This window comes from Acinetobacter sp. AOR43_HL (genome assembly GCF_027854635.1).
GTDB lineage: Bacteria > Pseudomonadota > Gammaproteobacteria > Pseudomonadales > Moraxellaceae > Acinetobacter > Acinetobacter pittii.
On sequence record NZ_JAKTHX010000011.1, the window covers coordinates 1 to 24,143 of the forward strand.

The 24,143-nt window shown below is 41.8% G+C and carries 14 protein-coding genes and 2 pseudogenes; 11 read left to right on the top strand and 5 right to left on the bottom strand.

The genetic code is table 11. The features are described from left to right. Positions 1–5,075 (top strand): YadA-like family protein (locus MKL33_RS06230; RefSeq protein WP_270906672.1); only part of this gene is annotated, 5,075 nt, incomplete at its 5' end. Between the two features lie 19 nt (positions 5,076–5,094). Here the strand turns inward: MKL33_RS06230 and MKL33_RS06235 are convergent. After that, positions 5,095–5,367: pseudogene (locus tag MKL33_RS06235) on the bottom strand (tyrosine-type recombinase/integrase); the annotation flags it as partial. Between the two features lie 150 nt (positions 5,368–5,517). Between MKL33_RS06235 and MKL33_RS06240 the strand changes: the two are divergent. The 3 genes from MKL33_RS06240 to MKL33_RS06250 are packed head-to-tail and all read left to right on the top strand — an operon-like array spanning position 5,518 to position 9,385. Then, positions 5,518–7,134, top strand: coding sequence for an alkaline phosphatase (locus tag MKL33_RS06240; protein ID WP_270906673.1), 1,617 nt, complete (start codon positions 5,518–5,520; stop codon positions 7,132–7,134). 14 nt (positions 7,135–7,148) lie between these two features. Beyond that, on the top strand, positions 7,149–8,660 hold the full coding sequence (locus MKL33_RS06245; protein ID WP_270906674.1) for an alkaline phosphatase: 1,512 nt from the start codon (positions 7,149–7,151) through the stop codon (positions 8,658–8,660). Then, positions 8,660–9,385 carry a hypothetical protein gene (locus MKL33_RS06250; protein ID WP_270906675.1) on the top strand — a complete coding sequence of 242 codons (726 nt, stop codon included), beginning with the start codon at positions 8,660–8,662 and terminating at the stop codon, positions 9,383–9,385. The genes MKL33_RS06245 and MKL33_RS06250 overlap by 1 nt, the downstream gene beginning before the upstream one ends. A gap of 73 nt (positions 9,386–9,458) precedes the next feature. Here MKL33_RS06250 and MKL33_RS06255 read toward each other — a convergent pair whose 3' ends face one another. Next, complete coding sequence (locus MKL33_RS06255; protein WP_270906676.1) at positions 9,459–10,460, bottom strand: helix-turn-helix transcriptional regulator; 1,002 nt, start codon at positions 10,458–10,460, stop codon at positions 9,459–9,461. After that, the gene (locus tag MKL33_RS06260) at positions 10,457–11,383 is read right to left on the bottom strand and encodes a diguanylate cyclase domain-containing protein (RefSeq protein ID WP_270906677.1); all 927 of its coding nucleotides are present in this window, start codon (positions 11,381–11,383) and stop codon (positions 10,457–10,459) included. The genes MKL33_RS06255 and MKL33_RS06260 overlap by 4 nt, the downstream gene beginning before the upstream one ends. 324 nt (positions 11,384–11,707) lie before the next feature. Between MKL33_RS06260 and MKL33_RS06265 the strand changes: the two genes are divergently transcribed. The 6 genes from MKL33_RS06265 to MKL33_RS20665 all read left to right on the top strand — a co-directional run bounded on the left by MKL33_RS06265 (position 11,708) and on the right by MKL33_RS20665 (position 18,607). After that, positions 11,708–14,194, top strand: a complete 2,487-nt coding sequence (locus MKL33_RS06265) for a TonB-dependent receptor (protein ID WP_270906678.1) — start codon at positions 11,708–11,710, stop codon at positions 14,192–14,194. Between the two features lie 76 nt (positions 14,195–14,270). Further along, positions 14,271–16,250 (top strand): phytase, encoded by a 1,980-nt coding sequence (locus MKL33_RS06270; RefSeq protein WP_270906679.1) that lies wholly within the window; start codon positions 14,271–14,273, stop codon positions 16,248–16,250. Between the two features lie 105 nt (positions 16,251–16,355). After that, positions 16,356–17,054 carry a protein TolQ gene (gene tolQ, locus MKL33_RS06275; RefSeq protein WP_049590884.1) on the top strand — a complete coding sequence of 233 codons (699 nt, stop codon included), beginning with the start codon at positions 16,356–16,358 and terminating at the stop codon, positions 17,052–17,054. A gap of 12 nt (positions 17,055–17,066) precedes the next feature. Beyond that, a complete protein-coding gene (gene tolR / locus MKL33_RS06280) occupies positions 17,067–17,513 on the top strand; it encodes a protein TolR (RefSeq protein ID WP_086208627.1) in 447 nt (148 codons plus the stop codon). Further along, a complete protein-coding gene (locus MKL33_RS06285) occupies positions 17,510–18,271 on the top strand; it encodes an energy transducer TonB (protein ID WP_270906680.1) in 762 nt (253 codons plus the stop codon). Before tolR ends, MKL33_RS06285 begins: the two co-directional genes overlap by 4 nt. Positions 18,272–18,391: 120 nt before the next feature. Next, positions 18,392–18,607 carry a transposase gene (locus MKL33_RS20665; RefSeq protein ID WP_153569930.1) on the top strand — a complete coding sequence of 72 codons (216 nt, stop codon included), beginning with the start codon at positions 18,392–18,394 and terminating at the stop codon, positions 18,605–18,607. Here MKL33_RS20665 and tnpC read toward each other — a convergent pair. Both tnpC and MKL33_RS06295 read right to left on the bottom strand, forming a co-directional pair. Then, positions 18,555–19,274, bottom strand: a pseudogene (gene tnpC / locus MKL33_RS06290) (IS66 family transposase); the annotation flags it as partial. The gene MKL33_RS20665 and the pseudogene tnpC sit on opposite strands and share 53 nt — an antisense overlap. Positions 19,275–19,278: 4 nt before the next feature. Then, a protein-coding gene (locus tag MKL33_RS06295) for an IS3 family transposase (RefSeq protein WP_270906682.1) occupies positions 19,279–20,432 on the bottom strand; the annotation gives its coding sequence in 2 pieces (ribosomal slippage) (positions 19,279–20,198 and positions 20,198–20,432; 1,155 coding nt in all). Between the two features lie 1,265 nt (positions 20,433–21,697). Here MKL33_RS06295 and MKL33_RS06300 point away from each other — a divergent pair. Then, on the top strand, positions 21,698–24,143 hold a 2,446-nt coding region (locus MKL33_RS06300; protein WP_270906681.1), incomplete at its 3' end, for an ESPR-type extended signal peptide-containing protein.

Consider the following 24,143-nt stretch of genomic DNA (forward strand, 5'->3'; position numbering starts at 1 on the left):
CAGGTGGCACAGTCGCCACTGACAACTACGCTAGTTCTACAACCGAAACGGCTTTAGGTTCAGCGAGAGGTACAGCACATACAACTACACTCACATCAGGAAAAATTACCGCAGTCGGTGGCATCACAGTTACTACAACGGGCGCAGGCACAAGTCTGGATGATATTGACTCCTTTACAGCCAATGGTGTTACGACAACCAAAGCAGCCAACCCAACCGCAGTTGCAGCGTTTATCAATGCAGCCAAAAAAGGCGGAAATATAGCGGTTGGTTCTTATAGTACTGCGCTAGGTAATAGCAATAGTGCATCAGGTTTCAACAATAGTGCGGTTGGCTTTAACAACACGGCATCGAATGGAGACCTCAATAATGCTTTTGGTGCCTATAATAAAAACAATGGCGCTGCGAAAAATACCGCGGTTGGTATTGGCAACATAATTAATTCTTCAGCCTGGGGCACTAATGCGTTAGGTTATAGCAATAACGTAAGTAATCTGTATGGTTCAGCCATCGGCACAAAAAATACCGTCACTGTGGCTGGAGGTAATGCCATAGGTCTAAATAATATAGTAACAGGCGGATATGCCAACGCCATAGGTACCGGTAATACCGTGATTGGGCAAAATGGTGCTGCGGTCGGCTCCGGTTTGGCCGACTATGCAGGTAATTTAGGTCCACAGGTTGTTTTAACGCCCTTCAGCTACACACCAACGTTTAGCAGTGTGGGTGGCGTCACCACTTTGGATGGTGTGGTGATAAAAACCAGCGCAGCAGATTGGGCGGCATTATCTGCCAATCCAAGCTTGTTGACCGAAGTCAATGGACAGAGCGTCACAGCAGCACAGGCAACCGATATTATCAATAACTTCAAACAGGGCGGTAACCTGGCGTTGTCTAACCGAAGCAGCGTATTTGGCATTAACAGTAAAGCCGTTGCTGCAGGCGCTACCGCTATTGGTTTAAATTCAGTGGCTGATGAAGCCAATACTGTTTCAGTCGGTCGTGCAGGCGCAGAAAAACGGATTACCAATGTTGCAACCCCAACCAAAGCGACGGATGCAGCCAATAAAGGTTATGTAGATACTAAATTTGCGAGTGTAACAGGTGGCACAGTCGCCACTGACAACTACGCTAGTTCTACAACCGAAACGGCTTTAGGTTCAGCGAGAGGTACAGCACATACAACTACACTCACAGCAGGAAAAATTACCGCAGTGGGTGGCATTACTGTAACCACTGACCTAGCGACAGCAGGCATAAGTATTGATGATATTAATTCATTTACAGTGGGTGGGGTCATCACGACCAAAGCAGCCGACCCAGCCAAAGTAGCAGCCTTTATCAATGCAGCCAAGAAAGGCGGAAATATTGCGGTTGGTCAACTGAGTAGTGCGGTAGGTACAGCAAATATTGCATCGGGTAATAATAGCAGTGCGGTGGGTTCTAATAATACTGCATCGAGTAATAATAGCAGTGCATTGGGTTATGGGAATACTGCATCGAATCTATATAGTAATGCATTGGGTTATAGGAATACTGCATCGAATCTATATAGTAATGCATTGGGCTTTAATAATGACGCATTGGGTTGGTCTAGCAGTTCGGTTGGTCTTGGCAATCTGACAACACAATTTGCTTCAAGTGCGTTTGGTTTTTTTAATGCTGCTGTCGCCGAATCCTCAACCGCTATGGGGTCGGGTATTAATGGAGGCGTATCCTCACGACTACGAACTTTAGAAGAAAAAGTTGAAAATGGTAAGTTGGTCAGCGTCAATGGCGTTGCAGTGACTGCAACAGGTAATACGACTGCAACAATTACACATGTCAATGGTGTAGCGGTCGATGAAAATCAAAAATCTCAATTTTTAAATATATTACGACAAGGGAATGTGGCGGCAGGTCAATATAGTTCTGCGATGGGTGTACGCAATTTAGCCACAGGTGTAGATAGCAGTGCTTTTGGCTATGGCAATGATGCAACAGCCAATCAAAGCAGCGTATTTGGGAGTAATAGCCAAGCCACAGCACAGGGTGCAACCGCCATCGGCTTTAATTCTTTAGCCAATGAAGCCAATACTGTTTCAGTGGGCCGTAGTGGTGCAGAAAAACGCATTACCAACGTTGCAGATGCTGTAAATGCCAAAGATGCAGCCAACAAAGGTTATGTCGATACCGCATTAAGTAACTTTACAGGCAATGCAGATGCAGTTTTATATGATACAGGTACAAACAAAGCGACCTTAATCCTTGCAGGCACAAGCGGTACAAAAATCACCAATTTACAAAATGCGACTTTATCCGATATTTCAACTGATGCGGTAACAGGTCAACAACTTAAAGCCACTAATGATGTTGTTGCAGGCAAAGCATCACAAACTGATTTAACCACAGGCTTGGCTGCCAAAGCGGATAAAACCGCATTTGATAGTTTAAATAATAAAGTAACTGATGCAGCAACAGGTTTGGATAGCAAAGCATCGACAACAGCATTAACCACAGGTTTGTCTAGCACATTGGCAGATGCGAAAACCTATGCTGATACAGGATTGGCAACGAAAGCAGATCAAACTGCATTAACCACAGGCCTATCTAGTACATTGGCAGATGCGAAAACCTATGCTGATACAGGATTGGCAACGAAAGCAGATCAAACTGCATTAACCACAGGATTGGCGAATACCTTAACTGATGCAAAAGGTTATACCGATGTGGAAGTTGGTAAACTGGATACTAAACTTGGTACAGAAGTTGGCAACTTAAATACAGCCATTACCAATAGTGCCAATACGATTAACACCCGTATTGATGGTGTGGATACCCGAATCGGCAATGAAGTGACTACCTTAAATACCAAGATTGGTACAGAAGTTGGAACACTGAATACCCGAATTAGCAATGAAGTTGGAACGTTGAACACCACAATTTCAGGAATTGATGGACGAGTCACGACTAACACAAATGACATTGCACTGTTAAAAACCAATACAGGGAATCTTGCAGCAAATGCAGTGATCTATGATTCAGCAACCAAAGACACAATTACTTTGGCAGGTACAAACGGTACGAAACTTACAGGTTTGCAAGATGCAACATTAGATGCAACGTCTAAAGATGCAGTGACAGGTAAACAGTTACATGCGACCAATACCAGTGTTACAGCATTAGATGGACGAGTCACAACTGAAGTAGGTAATTTAAATACAGCGATTACAACCAGCGCCAATACGATTAATAGCCGTATTGATGGTGTGGATACGACAGTTGCAGCTTTAGATACCCGAGTTGGAAATGAAGTTACCGCTTTAGATGGCAAAATCACCACTAATAAAAATGCAATCAGCACTTTAGATGGACGAGTAACGACCAATACTAATGACATTGCAGCTTTACAAAGCGGTCTAGGTGGCATTTCAGCCAATGCTGTTGTGTATGATTCAGCAAGCAAAGATACAATTACTTTGGCAGGCGGTACAAATGGTACGAAAATTACCAATTTGAAAGATGCCACTTTAGACGCAAACTCTAAAGATGCAGTGACTGGTAAACAGTTACATGCGACCAATACTAACGTTACAACATTGAGTGATCGAGTGACGACGGAGGTGGGTAGCCTGAATACTGCAATTACCAATAGTGCCAACACCATTAACACACGTATTGACGGTGTAGATACCCGAATTGGTAATGAAGTGGCTACCTTAAATACACGTGTTGATACGACTAATACTGCGTTGGTTCAGGCATTAGGTGGAGGTGCAGCATGGAACAATGGTGTATTTACAAATCCAGCTTTTAGTATCCAAGGAAAAGCTAAAAATACAGTAAGTGATGCATTTATTGCAGTTGATCAACAATTAGGTGCAATTAAAACCTCTGTATCAGATTTAAAAACACATACAGACCAGCAAGCTGTATCTAATTTGAATGATGCAAAAAATTATGCAGATCAACAAACAACCACTGCATTAAATAATGCAAAAGGCTATACCGACCAGAAAACCACCTCAACCTTAAATGATGCAAAAAGCTATGCAGACCAAAAAGCTGCTGATGGTAAAGCCTACACAGATCAGCAAACTGCATCGACATTAAACAGCGCAAAAAATTATGCAGACCAGAAAGCTGCCGATGGCAAAGCCTATACTGATCAACAAACTGCATCTGTACTTAATGATGCAAAAAGCTACACAGATCAAAAAGCGGCATCTTCTTTAAGTGGCGCAAAAGATTATACCGACCAGCAAACGGCATCGGCACTTTCCAGTGCGAATAGCTATACCGATGGCAAAATCGCAGATGTGCAAACTCAACTTACAGCCAGTAACCAGTTTGTTCAGGTGAATGGAGTAACTGATGCCCAAGCTGCTTCGGCAACAGGTGAAAACTCGGTTGCGATTGGAACAAATACCGTAGTGACAGGTCATCGCTCAACTGCTGTAGGTGTGGGTAATCAGGTTTCAGGTAATGGTTCTGGTGCCTTTGGTGATCCAAACACGGTATCTGGAAACGCTAGTTATGTTGTGGGTAATGACAATAAAGTCACGGGTGATAATACCTTTGTGCTGGGCAATAATGTCGATACTCAAGCCAAAAATGCAGTGGTATTGGGTAATGATTCTGTATCGGATCGTGATAATACGGTATCAGTTGGAGCAAAAGGCAAAGAACGCCAAATCATCCATGTGGCGGATGCTGTTGAAGATACCGATGCAGTGAACTATCAACAGCTAAAAGCAGCAGAAAGATCGACCAATAGTTATACCAATGAGCGTGTAAATGCCTTAAACAGCGCATTCAATGATTATCGTATGGAAACAGAACAGCGTTTCCATAAAGTGGATGAACGTTTTAACCGCCAAGGTGCAATGACTGCAGCCATGATGAATATGGCAAGTAGTGCGGCAAGTGTGAGAGGGCAAAACCGTGTTGGTGTGGGTGCTGGTTTTCAGGGACAGGAACAGGCCGTCTCAATTGGCTATCAACGTATTATTAACGAGAATACCTCACTCACCATTGGTGGTGCATTTACCAAGGAAGAGAGTTCTGGTGGAGTAGGCGTTGGTTTTGGTTGGTAATACTTTAATCTAGTTATTTTTAGATACAAAACTTAGCCCAATCCTTCATTAGTCCTTTACGTTTCTCTAAATAAGCTCCACGTAGGTAAGCAGCTTCTACTTCATCAGGAAGTTTGTGGGCAAGAACATGCTCACAAACTTCTCTAGGGTAATCAGTCTTATCTGCCGACCAGTCACGGAATGTTGAACGGAAACCATGTGTCGTGATCACGCGTTTTTGTTCTGGATCAATATAGCCTAAGCCATTTTCTTTGATTTTTTATTTATGCATTGGTTTGATCAATTTTATTAAATATGTTTCAGACAGTATTTTCAGTCAAATATAGAAAGTATATGGAAGCTGATTGAACTATTTTAGCAAGTAAATGAAAAAGTAGTTAAATGTCATCTTATTTAAATATCTGCGGCGTATGTTTCAGCCATCTTTAGATGGGTTGATGCAATGCTCGGTTTTCTTGAAAAATTCCAATTAAAAACAATCAGTGTGGCATATATAAGTTTGAGTGCTTTATTTCTCTCCGCTTGTCAAAGTAGTGATTTAATGCAAGCTCAACCAACTCATACAGTACAACTACTCAAACAACAAAAAGTCCAACAACCGAAACGTGTAGTGTTTTTCTTGGGTGATGGAATGGGCATGACCACACTTACCGCTTCCCGCATTTATGCTGTCGGTGAAGATGGTCAGATAGCAATTGATCGGTTACCTGAGTCTGCCTTTGTTCGTACCTTTTCTGAAGATGCGCAAGTCACTGACAGTGCACCTTCGATGGGTGCTTATATGACAGGTGTCAAGATGAAAAACGAGGTGATCTCGATGCAGACAGGGACAATTGCGGTTGAACCTGACTCAGTAGGGAATAACCAGTGCGCTAGTAACCCACAAAACAAAAATAAGCAAAACACACAGACTTTACTTGAATTAGCCAAAGCAAAGGGCTGGGGGACAGGGGTTGTGACCACAACGCGGATCACGCATGCCACACCAGCATCGACTTATGCGCATATATGCCACCGTGATGCTGAAAATGACATTGCATCACAGTTGGTCCCGAGTTCAAAAGGCGATGATTATCAACGCTATAACCTCAAACTCAAAGATGGAGTCGATGTGGTTTTAGGTGGAGGTAAGCGTCAATTTTTGCCTAAAGATGCAGGTGGAGAACGTACTGATGGGCGCAATCTAATTACCGAGATGCAAAAGGCAGGCTACCGCGTGGTTTTTGATGAAAACCAACTGTCCCAAGTGCAACTGGCGAAAAATGAAAAATTATTGGGTTTATTTAATCACAGCCATTTAAATTACGACTTGGATCGCACCAAGAAAAACTTGGTAGAGCCGAGTCTTAAGCAAATGACGCTGTCTGCTTTAGACATCCTGACGCAAAATAAAAAAGGTTTTTTCCTGATGGTGGAGGGCGGGCGTATAGATCATGCGCTGCATGACACCAATGCCAAACGTGCTTTACAAGACACGATTGCCTTAAATGATGCTTTAGAAGCAACCATTCAAAAGCTTAAACAAAGTGATCCTGAACTTAAAAATACACTGATTGTAATCACAGCCGACCATGATCACACCTTGGTTTTAAATGGTTATGCCAAGCGTACAGGAAAATACGTCGAAGGTAAGGAAACCAGTGTGCTTGGATTGGTAAAAAACTATGATCAAGCGGGCTTTGCTCAAGATATTCATGGTCAACCTTATCCGATTATCGGTTTTGGTACGGGCAAAAAACGCCCCACTCAAAACCGTATGGATGACTTGGTACTGAACTTAAAAGACACTGATGTCTGTCATCCTGTACAAGGGCCAAAGGCACCACAAGGTGAAAAATATAGTTTCACCTATCCTTTGGCTGAAACGGGTTGGTGTACGGGCACTGCTGCGGATGATTTCCAACAAGAAGCTGTGATTCAAACGGGCTATAAAGATAAAGAAACGCATGGCGGTGCAGATGTGTTTTTAGGTGCGATTGGTCAGGGAGCCGATCAGTTCTCAGGTAGCCTTGAAAATATTGAGGTCAATCACCTCATTCGTAAGATCACAGGCTTATAGCAGAGGGATATCACATGAAACCTACTTTAAAAACCATCCCATACATGATGCTTCTGCTTACAGCGTCGATTTCTTCAAGTGCTTTGTATGCTGCGGACACCACAGTTACACCGACGAAAAGCGTTATATTCTTTTTAGGCGATGGCATGGGACCAACCACAGTGACGGCAAGTCGTATTTATGCTGTGGGGGAAAATGGCAAACTGGCCATGGACCGCATGAAGCACGCAGCACGGATTAAAACCTATTCTGAGGATGGTCAAACCACAGATAGCGCTCCCTCTATGGGCGCCTATATGACTGGGCAGAAAAATAAAAATGAAGTGATTGCCATGACAACAGGAACGGTTGCGGTCGAACCTGAAGAAGGAAAATTGCCGAATGGCAAAAGCTTAGCGAAAGCCATCAACCGTTGTCCAGAACAGGGCAGTAGTATGGTCGCAGGGATGCCTGCGTTAAGTATTTTAGAACTGGCAAAAAAGCAGGGTAAAGCGGTTGGCGTAGTGACGACGACCGAACTCACCCATGCCACACCTGCGGCAACCTATGCACATATCTGTCACCGTGATGCGCAATACGATATCGCGCTTCAAGCTGTTCCAAAAGGTCAAGCTTATAATCCAAACTTATTGGATGGCATTAATGTCCTTATGGGAGGCGGCTTAAATCATTGGACGCCTTATGATGCAGTCTCTAACCCCAAAGGGCGCTTGGATGGTCGTGATTTATTGGCAGAGTTTAAACAGCAGGGTTATCAAACCGTTTTAAGCCAAAGTGATTTGGCACAGACGGTCAATACTCAGAAAATTTTCGGCGTATTCTCCACACAGTCGCATTTAAATTTTGATTTGGACCGACTTAAGAAGAATATAGAGACTGAACCGAGTCTGGCGGTGATGACCAGTAAAGCGATTGATGCACTGCAAGCACAGAGTCATGGACAAGGCTATTTCTTGATGGTTGAGGGTGGGCGTATTGACCATGCGCTACATGCCAATAATGCCAAACGGGCATTGCAGGAAACCAAGGCATTTAATGATGCAATTCAAACTGCACTGGATAAAGTGGATTTGAGCAATACCTTGATTGTAGTGACGGCAGACCATGACCATGTGATGACCTTTAATGGTTATGCCGCACGAACGGGTCAAACGACGGAAACTAATCCAGGTATTTTGGGGCTGAGCTATGATTATAATATTGCAAAAGAACAAAATGCTTACAGCAAAGTGCTGGCTGATGGCCAAGTACATAATCCATACCGCGATGTAAATGGGGCAACAGGAACGACGCTTGTTTTTGGAAATGGTACGGGTAAACGTTTAGATATTCGTGACAGTATTAGCAACGAGCAAGCCTTTGCTGACGACTATAAACAAGAAGTCGGGGTGCAACTGACGAAAAGCGAAACACATGGCGGCGGAGATGTGATGCTGTTTGCTGAAGGAAAGAATTCAAATCTATTCAAAGGCACACAAGAAAATACATGGGTATTTGAGCAATTGAAAAAGGCGTTTGGATTCTAATGGATACAAGATTTATACGGCCGTTCAAATTCAAAATGAAATTCTTAGCATTGTCTTTCAGTTTGCTCAGTCCATGGGTATGGTCGGCCGATGAATATCGTATTGATTATCAGATTGAACGGTTGGATGCCAATGGGGTCACGACCATTCAAAAATACAGTGAGAAAATAATTCGAGATGAGCAAAATATTTGGATTGAACGTTTAAACACTCAAACGCATGCTGACGAAGCCCATACACATAGCAACGCTCATGTGTCTGCCAAAACAGACACCCATGAGCATGTGAGTTTTGACAGTGCAATTCAGTGGATGCAGCGCAAAGATGTAGTCGGGCAAGCAAACGTAGAAAGTCCGTTTCAGCGTTTCTATATCTTGCCTGATGAAAAAATGCGAGTGCATTTGAAGGATGTCGATCAAGAAATGCTAGGGATGAAAAACTGTTGGCGCTGTGAATATAGTTTGATTCATCCTGACATTTTAAAGCGAGCACAATTGATTCAACGTGATCCGAAGTTAGCGCATTATCAAATACGCAGTGCTGGGCAAACGTTGAATATTATATGGAGTGAACAGGATCAACTGGTTCAAAAATATGAATTGCTCAAACCGACCTCAGGCTATGCCAAAACCTTTACCGTGCGCAAAATTGGCCAACATGTTGCTACACCTTGGACACAAACAGAAAAATACAGCGAACGTGACTATGCAGACTTTAGTGATTAGCCGATGAGTTTTTGACTTTTAATTTCGACGTTACAATAGAAATACCCGTGATTTTTTTGGGAAAAATAAGCGCTTAGGACTGTGCCGCTTGTACGGTTAAACCACTCCACCGCTTAAACGCACGTCGAAAATTAGTGGCATCGTTAATTTGTAAATACTGAGAAATCTGTTCAGTTTTAAAACCATGTACACGATATAAAATGATGGCAGTATGCAAACGACTTTGATCGAGTTGCGCCTGAAAATGGGTCTGATGCTTTTTCAGTTTACGTTTTAAGGTGGCAGAACTCATTTGAAAATAGTCAGCGGTTTGTTCAAGTTGAATATTATTTTGAATATTCTGCATGAAGTATTGATGCAAACTGAGCAAAAAACTCTGTTGAATATTTTGAGCTGTCATTTCTTTCAGCGCATGTTGATAACTGATTGCAGCTAAGGTCGAAGAGGCATTGGGAAGTTTTTCATGGATCACGTCACGAGGCAGGCTCATCATGTTGATCGGGCGATTAAACTCTAAAGCACTGCCTAAATGTGTCCAATATTGTTCAATATAATCCGGTTCAGAAAAATTAAACTCGAATTTCCACGCTAATTTGGCTTGGTACAGTTGACGGCTAAACGCTTGTACTGCACTCATTGCGCTTTCGATTAAAAAGCGATTTTCAAGCTTGTTTTCATCTAACCAATAAATATGAATATGGCTTTGACTGTACATGAGTCGAGGGCATAACCATGGTGAAACGGACGCGGAAAATGTTAAATAACGGCTAAGTGCCTCATCGAAGGTCGATGCATAAAGCATGGATTTAATGGCGTCATTAAAGGGAGTGGTTAAACTGCGCTGACCAAATAAGAAACTGATGTCCTGATTGCGAAAGCACTGTTCAGCATTTTTTAAAACCTGTTGTAACTGTTGTTGACTAATTAGTTTTTGCCCCGAAAAGATATCTTCTAAGAAAATACTGCTGCCACTGAGCAGGACGTGATGTTCGACTTCATGACTCGCTGCCAAATCAATTAAAATAGACAATTGATGATGCGCAGGAATGTAGCTGTAGTCGCATTCAAAGCTCATACCATGACTCGCTTCGGTGAGTGGTACTGCTTCACTTGGAGCAATTGCTGATTTAAGGCACTCAAGAGTTGTTGGGCAGTTTGGTATTGTCCGACAGCGCAGCAGGTCGTGAGTGCTTTTAGAGGAATGTGCACGGACAGATCACGTTGATAATAAGCACTGACCATAAGCATGCGTTCAAGTTGAGCAGCCATTTTTTCAGCCTGTTGTAGCTTAGTCTCTGGTAACAGCATAATAAAACGATCTCCTGCGAAGCGGCAGAGCAGGTCATGTGGTCGTAAGTTTAAGCTAATCAATTGTGAAACATGCTGTAAAATAGATGTGCCTTCATCAAAGCCATGTGTTTGATTAATCTGATTAAAATTATGCATATCTAGCAGTATGACGGACATGTCGCTGGGTTCATGCAAGTTTTGCTCGATTGCGGCTTTGAGCTGTGTTTTAAAATAATGAGCATCGGCCAAAGGGGTGAGTGCATCGAATAAGCGATGATCCCGATAAATACGTTCTCGTTTTTGCATGTGTTTAGAAATTGCCTGTTCTTCTTGATGCCAAAAATAAATCCCGATGGTAAATAGATACAGTCCAATTGGAAAAGGAATGGACTCAAGCCATGCATCCCACATGATTTCTTTAGGCAGGCGAATAAACTCATCTAAGCTGTCCATCCACATGTGGAAAAAAATAAAACACAGTCCATAAAAGATATAGTTGGTTACACGGCCCAAAGGACGGCTTTTAATAATAAAGAAAATCCAAATACCAATAAAAACAGTTGCTCCCCCTTCACCTAAAATATCGACCCAGTTCCATTCAGCAAACGACTTGCTCTGCCCAAGTAGGATAAATAACCAAAGGGATAAGCTACAGGCAGTCGCTACACATAACAAAGGCCAGCGGTAGTAAGCAAAGTATTTAGGCATAGCATTTTTTGAAATGATTTATTTTCGCCCAAGCTAAACAGATTTAGATGACAGTTTGATGGCAATGGCTAGGGTCAAAATAGATCAGGGTATTTTTGATTTTTGAGAGTAAAAATGCTGAAAAACCCTATCTTTGAGGTGAATATGCATCATTCTGTATGCTCAGTATTTTCTCTATACAGATCAAATTAGCTCATTTTTTGCTGAAAAAGGCCAAAAACAAATAAAAAGGACAGATCGTAAAAGGCACTGTCACATCATGTTCACATTCAATTTCTATTGTGCGTTCAAACCATGCCACTTTGGCTTGAGGGGAAGAACATAATGCAAAATAATCAGAGCCGTTTCATGAAACATAAGCGTGCGGGTTTTCAGCTCAGCACACTGGTCCTGTCAATGCTGAGCATGACGCATCTACATGCCGAAGATAACACGGTGGAATATGTACAGGTCATTGGTCAAACTGCAAGTATGGATAAAGCACTCAAAGAACAAAAACGTGCCGACCAAATCAGCAGTGTGGTACATGCCGATGGCATTGGACAATTACCCGATGACAATGCCGCAGAAGCGTTGCAACGGATATCAGGTGTATCTACAGAGCGTGACCAAGGCGAAGGACGTTTTGTTTCCGTTCGTGGTTTAGGCGCTGACTTAAATGCAGTAACCATTAATGGTACTTTGGTTCCCGCGCCTGAAAGCGATCGCCGTGGCGTAGCATTGGATGTCTTACCTTCAGAGCTAGTACAGTCATTGGCTGTGGTGAAAACGCTGACACCAGACATGGATGCCAACTCATTAGGTGGTACGGTGCAGGTTGAAAGTTTATCGGCTTTTGACCATGACGGTTTGTTTTATACGGGAACGGTTGAAGGTGGTTATGATGAAAAACGGGAAAAATATAGCCCTAAAGCATCTGGTGCTATCAGTAATCGTTTCAGTGTTGGTGAGCGGCAAGACAACCTTGGGGTGGCACTGGCACTGAGTTATCAAAACCGAAAATTTGGCTCGGACAATGTTGAAACGGGTGGGGCTTGGGATGGTGACGCACTTGAAGAAACCGCAATGCGTCAATATGACATCGAGCGTGAGCGCATTGGTGCGGGTTTAAACTTTGATTACCGTCCGAATGACACAGGCGAATACTATTTAAGAACTTTATATAGTCGCTTTAAAGACACTGAATCACGTCAGGAAGTGGCGGCTGAATTTTCTGATCCACAACTTGCAGGCCAGCGTGGTGATGCAGAAGTGACTCGTTCACTGAAGAGCCGTGAAGAAACACAAGAAATACAGTCTTTTGTCCTCGGTGGTAAGCAAGGTTTTGGCACGTGGACGGTGGAAGGTCAGCTCGGTTATAGCGAAGCATCGGAGGAAAATCCAGGGGGAATTTCGGGGGCAAAATACCAAGGTGATTTTAGTAATGTTGGATTTAATAGTACGCAAAAACCTGTAATTACGGCAGACCAAGATTTTTATGATGCGGCCAACTATGAGTTAGATTCGGTGTCGTGGGAAAAATCTAAAACCACCGATAAAGAATACAACGGTAAATTAGACTTTTTGAAAGACTATATGCTGGGGAATTATGCTGCTGCATTGAAGTTCGGCGGAAAAATCAGTCAACGTGAAAAAACCAACAATACCGATGAATGGAAATATGAAGATCTCAGTACGTCAAGTTCAGATTTCAATTCAAACAGCCATTATGAACTGGGACAGTTTGGTCCAACCATTAATGAAAATGCTATTAAAGATAAAATCAGTGGATTAAATCCAAATGATTATGTGGTTGCTGACGGTTCAATCATTAATGACTTTAAGTCGAATGAAGACATACAAGCGGCTTATGTCATGAATACCGTTGATTTGGATCAACTGCGTGTGATTGCAGGCTTACGTTATGAAAATACCAACTTTGAAGCACGTGGTTTTGAGTTCAACGATGATGTGATCACTGCGACTAAATATAAAAATGACTATGATCATTGGTTGCCAAGCCTACATTTTCGTTATCAATTGGCCGATAACGCTTACCTCCGTGCCGCTTGGACCAATAGTGTGGTACGTCCAAACTTTGCGCAAAGTGCACCAGGTGTTTATATCGATGGTGATGAAGCTGAGTTTGGTAACCCAATGCTCAAACCTTTGGAGTCCTCAAACTTTGACTTAGGCGTAGAAAAATATTTTGGCAAAGCCAGTATGGTGGGCTTCTACGCATTTTATAAAGATATCGATAACTTTATTTATAACACCAATATTGCAGGAACAGGGCAATGGGCTGACTTTGATGAAGCTATTACCTATAAAAATGGTAATGAAGCAAAACTGTACGGGATGGAGTTTGCCTACTCACAAAAGTTTGACCATCTAGGAGCACCTTGGAATGGTTTCTTGCTGGGCTTTAATACCACCTTTAGTAAGTCAGAAGCAGATATTGATTCGATGAAAGATGGCGAACTTCTGAGCCGTCGTATTCATTTACCAAACCAGTCGGATGTGGTCGGCAATGCCATGATTGGTTGGGAAAATGAGCGCTTTGGTGTGCGACTTTCAGCAAATTATAAATCGAATTATCTGTATGAACTTGGTGATATCGACACGCCAGAAAAAGACATTTATACCGATGACCAAATCTTCCTTGATTTCAGTAGTCATGTGAACTTATCTAAGAACTTACAGCTCAAGTTTGATGTACAAAACATCACCGATGAGCATTATTACAACTATGCAGGTTCTAAGGCTTATAACGCGCAATATGAAGAGTATGGCCCAGCTTACAAACTGGCACTGACCTATACCCATTTTTAAGTCGAATTAAATTTAGTTCTCAGGTTTGCTCAGCAAAAGCAGACCTGAGTTTCCTTGCCCAATTTTGAGTGTCTCTATGAAATTTTCATCTTTTAAATTGTCTGCTTTAAGCAGTTGCTTACTGTTACTGACAGCATGTAGTCAACACAGTGTGCCTCAGCCTACGCAGAGTAGCCAGTTGTTAAGCCCAGTTGAAATACCAATAGATCAGCCCATGGCAGCGAAGTTGCAATTACGTGAAGTCGACATGAAAGGGGCGAAAACTGAGGACGTACAATGGTTAACCTTGAGTGCATGGCCTGAAGTTGCCGCACTGTTGAGCAGTAAAAATAAAGGGCTACAAATTTTAGATGATCAACAAAATGTACTACATCAAATTCAAGGTCAGTTTGGGCGTTTTGATTATCGGATTGGTTCGGAGCATTTATTGATTGCTGCGTCAAATGTGCAACAACAGCAAATTCAACTGATGAGCATGAACTTAAAAAATAAAGCATGGGACAAACCCAGCTTTATTCCAAAGCGTTCATTTAAGTCTGAAGATGTTTGCCTATATACCGATGCTCAAGGGCTGAGTTTTGCTTTTTTAGTGGGTGAAGAGGGGCTTGGTGAGCAATGGTTGGTGGCTCAGCATGAAAAGGCTTTGGTTCAACCACAGTTGGTACGTCGTCTTAGTTTTCCACCTGCCAGCAGTGTATGCAAAGTGAATGATAGCACCGCAGAGCTGTTCATTAATGAAGAGAATGTTGGGGTTTGGGCATATCCAGCACATTCTGAAGCTGACATGGTGCGTCAAGCGGTAGATCTCGTGCAACCCTTTGGTTCGATGCAAGGTTCACCCTCTGCAATTGCGATTGTAGATGATCATATTGCTGTACTCGATGCAGAAAAACCTTTGCTTTATCGTTATCAAAAGCAAGATAAGCAATGGAAAGCACAGCCACCTTTACAATTAGACACGGTGAAAGAAGCAGAGACTTTGAGTGTTCAAGGTAATTTAACCGATAAATCCTTGCTGATTTTAGATGATAAAACCGTAAAAGTGGCGGATGCGGAATGGGAAACTCAGACCCAGACCAAAGCCCAAAATATCATCACTATTCCAGCAGAAGTGCAGACGGAGGGCGTGCCAAGTACAGGTGATGCGGCTGATGATCCTGCGATTTGGCATAACGCTGCACAGCCGAGTCAGTCCCGTATTTTAGCGACAGATAAACAAGGTGGTCTACAGGTTAACGACTTACAGGGCAAAACCGTGCAGTATTTGCCAGTAGGGCGATTGAATAATGTCGATGTACGCCACGGTTTTAAATGGGGCAATCAGACAGTCGATTTGGCGGTGGCATCGAACCGAGATCATAACAGCCTGCATCTCTTTGCGATTCAACCCAAAACGGGCAAGGTTTCTGTGCTTGGCGAGTTAACAACCACATTGGATGATATTTATGGCATTTGCATGTACCGCGACGCTCAAGGGGAAATTTATGCCATTCCCAACGATAAAAATGGGACTTTTGTTCAATACCACATCACGGCTGCACAGCAAAAATTACGGGCTGAAGAAGTACAACGTTTTTCAGTTCAAACCCAACCTGAAGGCTGTGTCGTAGATGATGCCACAGGGCATATTTTCTTGGGTGAAGAAGATGTCGCGGTGTGGGTAAAAGATCTCAACCCAAAAACTCAGCTTCCTATGCAGCAGGTGATTGGTGTAGGAGAGGTGATGCATGATGACATTGAGGGGATGGGACTTTATCACGGCAAAAACCAAAGTTATTTGGTGGTTTCAAGCCAAGGCAATGACAGCTTTGTGGTGCTTGATGCTGCTGCACCTTACACGGTTCGTGGCGCATTTCGTATCGGCATCAATACCGACAAAGGCATTGACGCTGTGTCTGAAACAGATGGACTAGATGTGAGTTCCCTAAATTTTGGTGGCAAATGGAAGCAAGGCATGTTGGTGGTGCAAGACGGACGTAAACGTATGCCTGAAACCAATCAGAACTTTAAATATGTGCCTTGGGAAAAAATCGCTCAAGCCCTGCATTTGGACTAAATAGCGTTTTAGTACCTGAGTGAGTACATGGGCTGCTAAAGAATCACAGCCCATTTTAAAAATATATGTGTACTGCACCATGCAGTAAAAAAATTGGAGTGCGTTATGCAAGCAACGATGGATCAAATGTCAGTTTGGATGTTGATTAGCCATGCCAGTGTGTTGGTAAAAGTAGTGATGTTGATTTTGGTTTTATCCTCAGTCGTAAGTTGGTATTTAATCGTGCGTCACGGCATGTTACTTCGTGGACAAGAGCAGCTTTGGAACCGCTTTTTAAAGAATTTTAGACAGCAAAAAGATCTCAATCTTTTACAGCAAGACTACCAACAGCCTGAACAACAAAAAGGCGTTGTCAGCATTTTTCAACATGGGGTTGATGAATACCATCAATTGATCAAAGATGAGCAACTTACTACAAGTGATGTAATTGATGGGGTAGAACGTCGTTTACTCAGCAGCATTAGTGAAGAAGAAGAAAAGCTTCAGCAAAATCTCACCTTTCTTGCAACAGTCGGTTCAGTTAGTCCTTATATAGGCTTATTTGGAACGGTCTGGGGCATTATGAATGCGTTTATTGGACTGTCTGCCGTTGAACAGGCAACCCTCAATACAGTTGCACCAGGGATTGCAGAAGCGCTGATTGCAACAGCTATTGGTTTATTTGCCGCTATTCCTGCGGTCGTGGCGTATAACCGCTTTTCGGCACGTGCTGACAAGCTTTCCAGTCGTTATTACGGTTTTGCCAATGAGTTGCAAACGCGTATTTATCGTTTGTTGGGGCACACTGAGCGCACTTCGCGTTAAGGAGCAACAGCCATGATTAAGCGTCCTCAAAAATTAAAACCCAATGCTGAAATGAATGTGGTTCCTTATATTGATGTCATGTTGGTGTTGTTGGTAATTTTTATGGTGACTGCACCAATGTTGACACAAGGCATTCAAATTGATTTGCCTAAAGTGGATGCCAATGTCATGCCCGCGTCACAACAGCAGCGTATTGTAACCTTATCTATTCAAGCCAATGGCCAGTATTACTGGAATATTGGATCAGAAGTGAATACCGAGAAAGTTACGGATCAGGCCATTGATTTAGCCACTATGCAACAAAAGCTCGTTCCGATTATTCAAAAAGATAAAAGCTTACAGTTTTATGTACGTGCCGATCAGGATGCTGATTATCAACTGGTTGCACAGGCCATAGCATCCTTGCAAAAAAGTGGGGTAACGAACTTGGGGCTAGTGACAGAGGAACCACAATCATGATGACAACCGTTTCCAAAATTAGGTTTCGTGATCAAGGCCTAGCACTTTCGGTCACGGCTGGATTGCATATTGCGCTAATTGCATGGTTATGTACGGTTGAGATGCATGAAACATTGGCGGAACCCAAGCCGAAAACCATTCAATTACAATTTGTGAAAATACCCCCTCCAGCCAAACAACAACCAGAACCTAAAAAGCCTGAACCGATAGTCGAAGAAAAACCCTTACATGAGCCTATCAAGAAACAGGTTGAGAAACCTACTGAAGTCCAACCGAAAACCACCAAGAAGTTTGTAGAGTCACAGAGCAACAAAATTGTACCTACAGCGTCTAAACCGACACAGCAAGTCGTGACGGAAAAGCAAATGGCAGTAGCGGAATCTCAGAAAACAGTAGATACCCAGTCTCAAGCGGATATACCAACTCAGACGAAGACCCAGAAATCAGTAGAACCTAAAGCACAAACTCATCCTGAATCATTTGATGTTAAAAATTATCAACCTGTTACAAAAATAGCACCAGCTTATCCTGAACAAGCTTTGGATCGTAAGCTGGAGGGGGATTGTACGGTGGTGTATAGCGTGAACGAAAAAGGACGGGTAGAAAATCCAAAGGCACAAGGCGACTGTCATCCGATGTTTGTACGACCTTCGATTCAGGCTGCTCTCACTTTTAAATATCAGCCTCGTCTCGTCGATGGCAAACCGACCAGTGTGTCGAATGTTAAAAATACCTTCCAATATCGTATTGAAAGTTAATTTTATTCCGTGGGTGCCATAAATTCTCCTTTAAGCTCTTTTCATTTCTATATTTTTCAATTGCTCGTACTCTTCTTGCCGATAATATTTAGTAGTAAATTCAATATACTATACGATTACATGGTTATTTCTGCTCAAAAAAACAGTAAAAATATCATAGAAGCTATCTTATGGAAGCTATGTACGGGTGCGACATGGCATGATATTCCTCAAGAGCTCTGTCCTTTGCAAACTGCTTACAATCGATTTCATCGCATGCGTCCGCTGAATCCCATACCAATTTTTAATTCGGTTCAGGTTTCCAGCGGTGTGGCAGCAATTCTTCAATTTGGGTGACTTTGTGTGTCGGCAGTCTTTGCAGCACATCACTTAAATAGGCATACGGATCCAAGCCATTCAGCTTTGCTGACTGGATTAAAGTCATGATATTCGCCGCTCGCTGACCGCTGCGCAGCGAGCCAGCAAACAGCCAGTTCTTACGTCCCAAGGCCCAGGGGCGCATTTGGTTCTCAATCCCTTGCGCAGCAATGCTGCTCATATCTATAGGCAAATTGCCATCATCCAGATAGCGGCAGAGTGCCTGCCAACGTTTTAGGCTGTAATTGATCGCCTTGGCAGTTGGAGAACTCGATGGCACCGTCAGATAATGTTGGTTGAGCCATTCATACAGTTGTTGCATCACCGGTTGACTATGCTTTTGCCGATATTCGCGGCGATGTTCTGCTGTACCATCGGTCTTTTTCCTGAGTTCGGCTTCTATCGCATACAGTTTCTGAATCAGCACTAATGCCTGTTCAGCAACCTGACTTTTCCCAGTTACATGCAGTTCATGGAATTTACGACGTGCATGTGCCATGCAGCCCACCTCAATGACCGGGCCTGATTTAAAGCGTGCTTTATAACCACTGTAATCATCACAAACCAGATGACCCTGCCAGTCTTTCAGGAACTCTTCAGCATGCTGGCCAGAACGGCTATCCTGAAAGTCATAGATCACCGCCTTGATCCTAGACAGTATCGTGGACAACAAATCCCTCTAAATTCTTAAAATATTTCTGTTCAAAGGCTTCTGGGCTTAACCAGCCGTTTGCGGAATGCCTTCTGACCCGATTGTAATAAATCTCAATATAGTCAAACAAGACAATATTCGCTTCTTTTCGAGTGGCAAACACACTGCCATGGACCACATGACCTTTCGATGTATGAAAGAAGCTTTCGGTCACTGCATTATCCCAACAGTTTCCCCTGCGTGACATACTTTGAACGCAGTTATTCGTCAATAATAGCGCCCTAAAATCACGACTACAGTACTGTGAGCCTTGGTCCGAATGCACCCCCATTGGATACCCCTGACGAGCCATTGCATAATGAAACGCATCACACACCAATTGACGGTCTATTCGATGGCTAGTTTGCCAACCGACAATACGACGGCTGAATAGATCCAGCATCACACATAAATACAGCCAACCTTGCTTAGTACGGATATAGGTAATATCCGTTGTCCAGATCTTATTGGGTTCATTGACCGTAAATTGACGATCCAACAAGTTAGGCGCTGTAGGCAAACGATGGTTTGAATCAGTCGTATGCTTGTATTTACGTGCAATCCTGCTACGTAAACCAAGCTTTTTAAGCATTCTTCCAACGGTTCGTTCGTTCATGCTGTAACCTAAATCATGCATGTCATGTACAAATGAAGGTGCACCCAATCGTGCATGATGCTGCCAATATACGGCTTTTAAATCATTATATTTCTGCGCTGGATTGGCCTGGCGTTTTCGCCAGGCATAATAGCCTGAAGTGCTGACACCCAGGCATTTACAGGCAGAAGATACAGTGACTTCATTCACATCCAGATCTTGAATTACCGTGTACTTTTCTTGGCATGATCTGTCAGAAAGTACACATGCGCTTTTTTTAAGATGTCATTGGCTTCCTTGAGCTGTTTGACTTCTTTCTCTAATTCCACGATCCGCTGTTGTTCTGGTGAAAGTTGACGTTTGCTTGAACCCACTGGATTGGCTTCACGAATCCATTTGTCTAAGGTTGAATAACCCACACCTAATTTCTGGGCGATTGCAGCTATAGCTTCGTGGGAGTTTGAAAGTGCATAATCAATCGCTTGCTGTTTAAATTCAGGACTAAAACGTTTAGCCATTTCTTGAGTCTCCAAAGATTAAAGTTACGTTATCTTTAGAGGGACGTGCTGTCCATTATTTTGGCTAGGTTCAGAACGATGATTTTTTATTAAGGATTTTGACACAAAATTTGGCACAAACGTTAAAGCCTAATAGATTCTAACGTATTATAATTTATTGAAAAATAATGAATTAGAATTTAATAGAATCTATTAATGTTATTTTTGTAGAGTTCGAATCTCACCGCTTCCGCCAAAAATTTTTAAACGGAATCAAATGTATAATTTGGTTCCGTTTTTTTATTACAATTTTGGAAATCTTCTAAATTTTAGTAATCCTCTCTTATTCTCATCTGAATTAATTTACTTCGTATATCGTTTTATTAGCATCATGACACTATGATCAACTTGTAAAACTACATATTAGGATTTAATGCATTTGTTAAAAATGTAGTCGCAGTTAAATTCGCTTATAAGAATTTTATTGATATGGATCTATTTGTTCAATTAATACATAACCTGTCAGGTGAGTACGATAATTTTAGAAGCTCGGTAGTACATTTAGGGTACTATCATGAAATACTAGTACAGGAGAGGACATCTAAAGTACATCTATTTCTAATTTATAAATTATGTACAAATTGAACATTTTTTGGTATTTTAAAATGAGAATCACATTGTTCAGGCATAGTGTGGTCTATATTGCATGTATTATGCACGGCTCAATGCGATTGCTATGAGCTTTTTTTTCGTCTGTAGTTTTGCATGGTAACTGGGTAAATTTATGAATATCTGGAACTTTATTAAAAGTTTTAATACTGTAAACACTTATTTAATTCTTTCTTTTTCTTTACTTTTTATAATAACCACTTATTTTTATTATATAAATCCAAGGTAAAGGTATTGGTGTTTTGCTCATCTCTAGAAAATTATAACTTTAGATAGCCCTACTAATTTAATTATTAGATAGAATCCACCCCCTAGATTTTGAAAGCATTTTCTAATTCAAAGTCTAGAGGGGGAATTAAAAGAATTTATTAAAACTTGTCCTTGATTACTAAAATTTAAAAATAATAAATATTTAAAAATCAATAAAATATTAATTTTTAAAAGGATGATTATAGTTTTATTTAATTTTAATGTGCATATTGCACATTTTATGTCTTGATGATAATTTGATCACACTAATAGAAAAATTGTTGCTGCAGTTATAGCTGTTATACCTCTTGCAGTTAACTCAAGCACAAGGATATTTCCAACCAACATATGCAAAAAAGGAAATTAAAATGAATAAGATATATCGGTTAATCTGGAATGAGGTTTTGGGAATTTGGGTTACTGCATCTGAGCTATCTAAAGCCAAAGGGAAGCGTAGTTCAGGTAGCAATATTACAAATGTGGGTATTAGTCATACATCTAGCAAAGTTAAACATAATCAATTTATTGTTTTTTCTAGGAGTGCTCTCTTTTCTGGCGCTTTAATATCAACTGGTGCTTTTGCTGCAGGTAGTGCAGACATAGGAACACCAACAGTAACTGCGGCTATCGGACCGAGCAATAGCTGTGTGAGTCAAGCGGCAACCAATCTTACTAGTGCTGTTCCATGGACATGTCTTGGTCAGACTGCAACAGGCGGTTTTACCCTCATTAATGGTGTGCAGGCCAATGCGCAAAATGTTGCTCAGACAAATCTAGATGCAAGAGCTTCTGGGCAAGAAGCAATTGCAATTGGTTTTATTGATACAACCGCTTCGGGCACGAATAGTGTGGCAATTGGAGAAACTGCTAATGCGTTAGGTAAAAACTCAGTTGCTATTGGTAAAAATATAACGGCAGATAACTCTGATATAAATGAAGACCTATCTAATAATGTAGCGATTGGATCTAACAGTATAGCTAGTACAAAAGGTAGTCAATATACTATAGGTTCTGGAGGTGCCGTAGCTATTGGTTATGGTGAGGATGCTAATGGTGTCGGGGCTGTAGCGATAGGCTCATCTAATACAGCTGAGGGTGATGGTGCAGTTGCAGTAGGTCGGATAAATAATGCAATTGGAAGTGGCACTATTGCGCTAGGGGACAGTAGTTCTGCAAATGGAAATCGAGCAGTAGCATTAGGTTCAACTGCTGATGCTGTTGGTAATGCTGCGGTAGCTATTGGTGATGGTGTAAAAGCTCATGGATGGAGTGCGATTGGAATTGGACGTGTTGCAAATGCTGATGCAGATGCAGCGATTGCTCTGGGTGATTATGCTCAAGCATTAGCTTTTGGATCATTGGCTTTTGGACGTGAGTCTTATGTAGATACAAATTCTAATGAATCAATTGCTCAGGGTTTTGGAAGTTCAGTGATAACGGCACGAAATGCTGTAGCAATTGGAAGTGATGCAACCGTAAATAATCGTAATAGTGGTATTGCTATTGGTGATAATGCACAAGTAATTGTGGGAAGTCACGTTAATGATGTGAATGGCCTACCTGGATCTATAGCAATAGGTCTAAATGCTCGTTCAGTAGGTGGTAGCGAAGTTATTATCGGATCTTATGCCGCTCAAAATGCACAACGCTATGATGATGGTGTTAAAAATACCTATGGTTCAGATAGTGTTATGTTAGGCAATCAAGCTGGGCGTAATTCTCAATACCTATATGCGACATTTATTGGTGATCAAGCAGGTCAAAATAGCATTGGTCAACATAATAGTTATGTAGGGCAAAATGCGGCACGATACCGAACTGGGAGCTATAATACGGCTCTAGGTAGTAATGCGTTAACAGGAATTAGTAATACTACAAACTCTACTGGTGAGTTTAATACTGCTATTGGTACGGCTTCAGGTGTCAACCTAGAGGGAAATGGCAATACATTAACAGGTACGTATACAGGTCAACGTATTATTGGAAATAATAATTCGGCATTCGGATATAATTCTGGTTCAAATATAAAAGGAAATGAGAATATTGCTATAGGTTATGCTTCGGGTGGTAGTGTTCAAGGAAACCAGAATATTGCTATAGGGTACTTTTCTGGGGTTTCTTCTCAAGGCAATAACAATGTTCTTTTAGGCTCAAATTCTAATATAGGTGTAAATACTAATAATGTTGTAAGTATTGGAACGAATACTCGAGCTACTAAAGAGAATTCAATTGCTTTAGGTGCAAATGCAAATACTGTTAGTGATGCAACACAAGAGTCAGAGGTAAATTTAAATGGTTTGACCTATGGTAATTTTGCGGGACAAGTTACAAATACAGGGATGCAATTGTCAGTTGGTTCAGCGGGAGCAGAACGTCAAATTAAAAATGTAGGGTCTGGTGCTATTTCCGAGACTAGTACAGATGCTATCAATGGTAGTCAGTTATATGCAACGAATAATATATTAGGTAATGTTGCTAATAGCACAGTAGATATTTTAGGGGGTGATGCTGTTTTAAATAGTAATGGCACACTTTCAATGAGTAATATTGGTGGTACTGGACAAAATACAATTGATTCAGCAATAGCAGCATCCAGAACCGAGGTTGCAGCAGGAACGAATGTTACCGATGTCGTTAAAACTACAGGCAGCAATGGACAGGATATTTATACGGTAAATGTCAAAGGTAGTACTGCGTCAGCAGGATCAAGTGCAGTTATGGTAACGGCAGGTACACCTGATGCTAACAATGTTACGGACTATGCAGTTGATTTGAGTCAAAGTACCAAAGACAGTCTGGTTAAGGCAGATACAG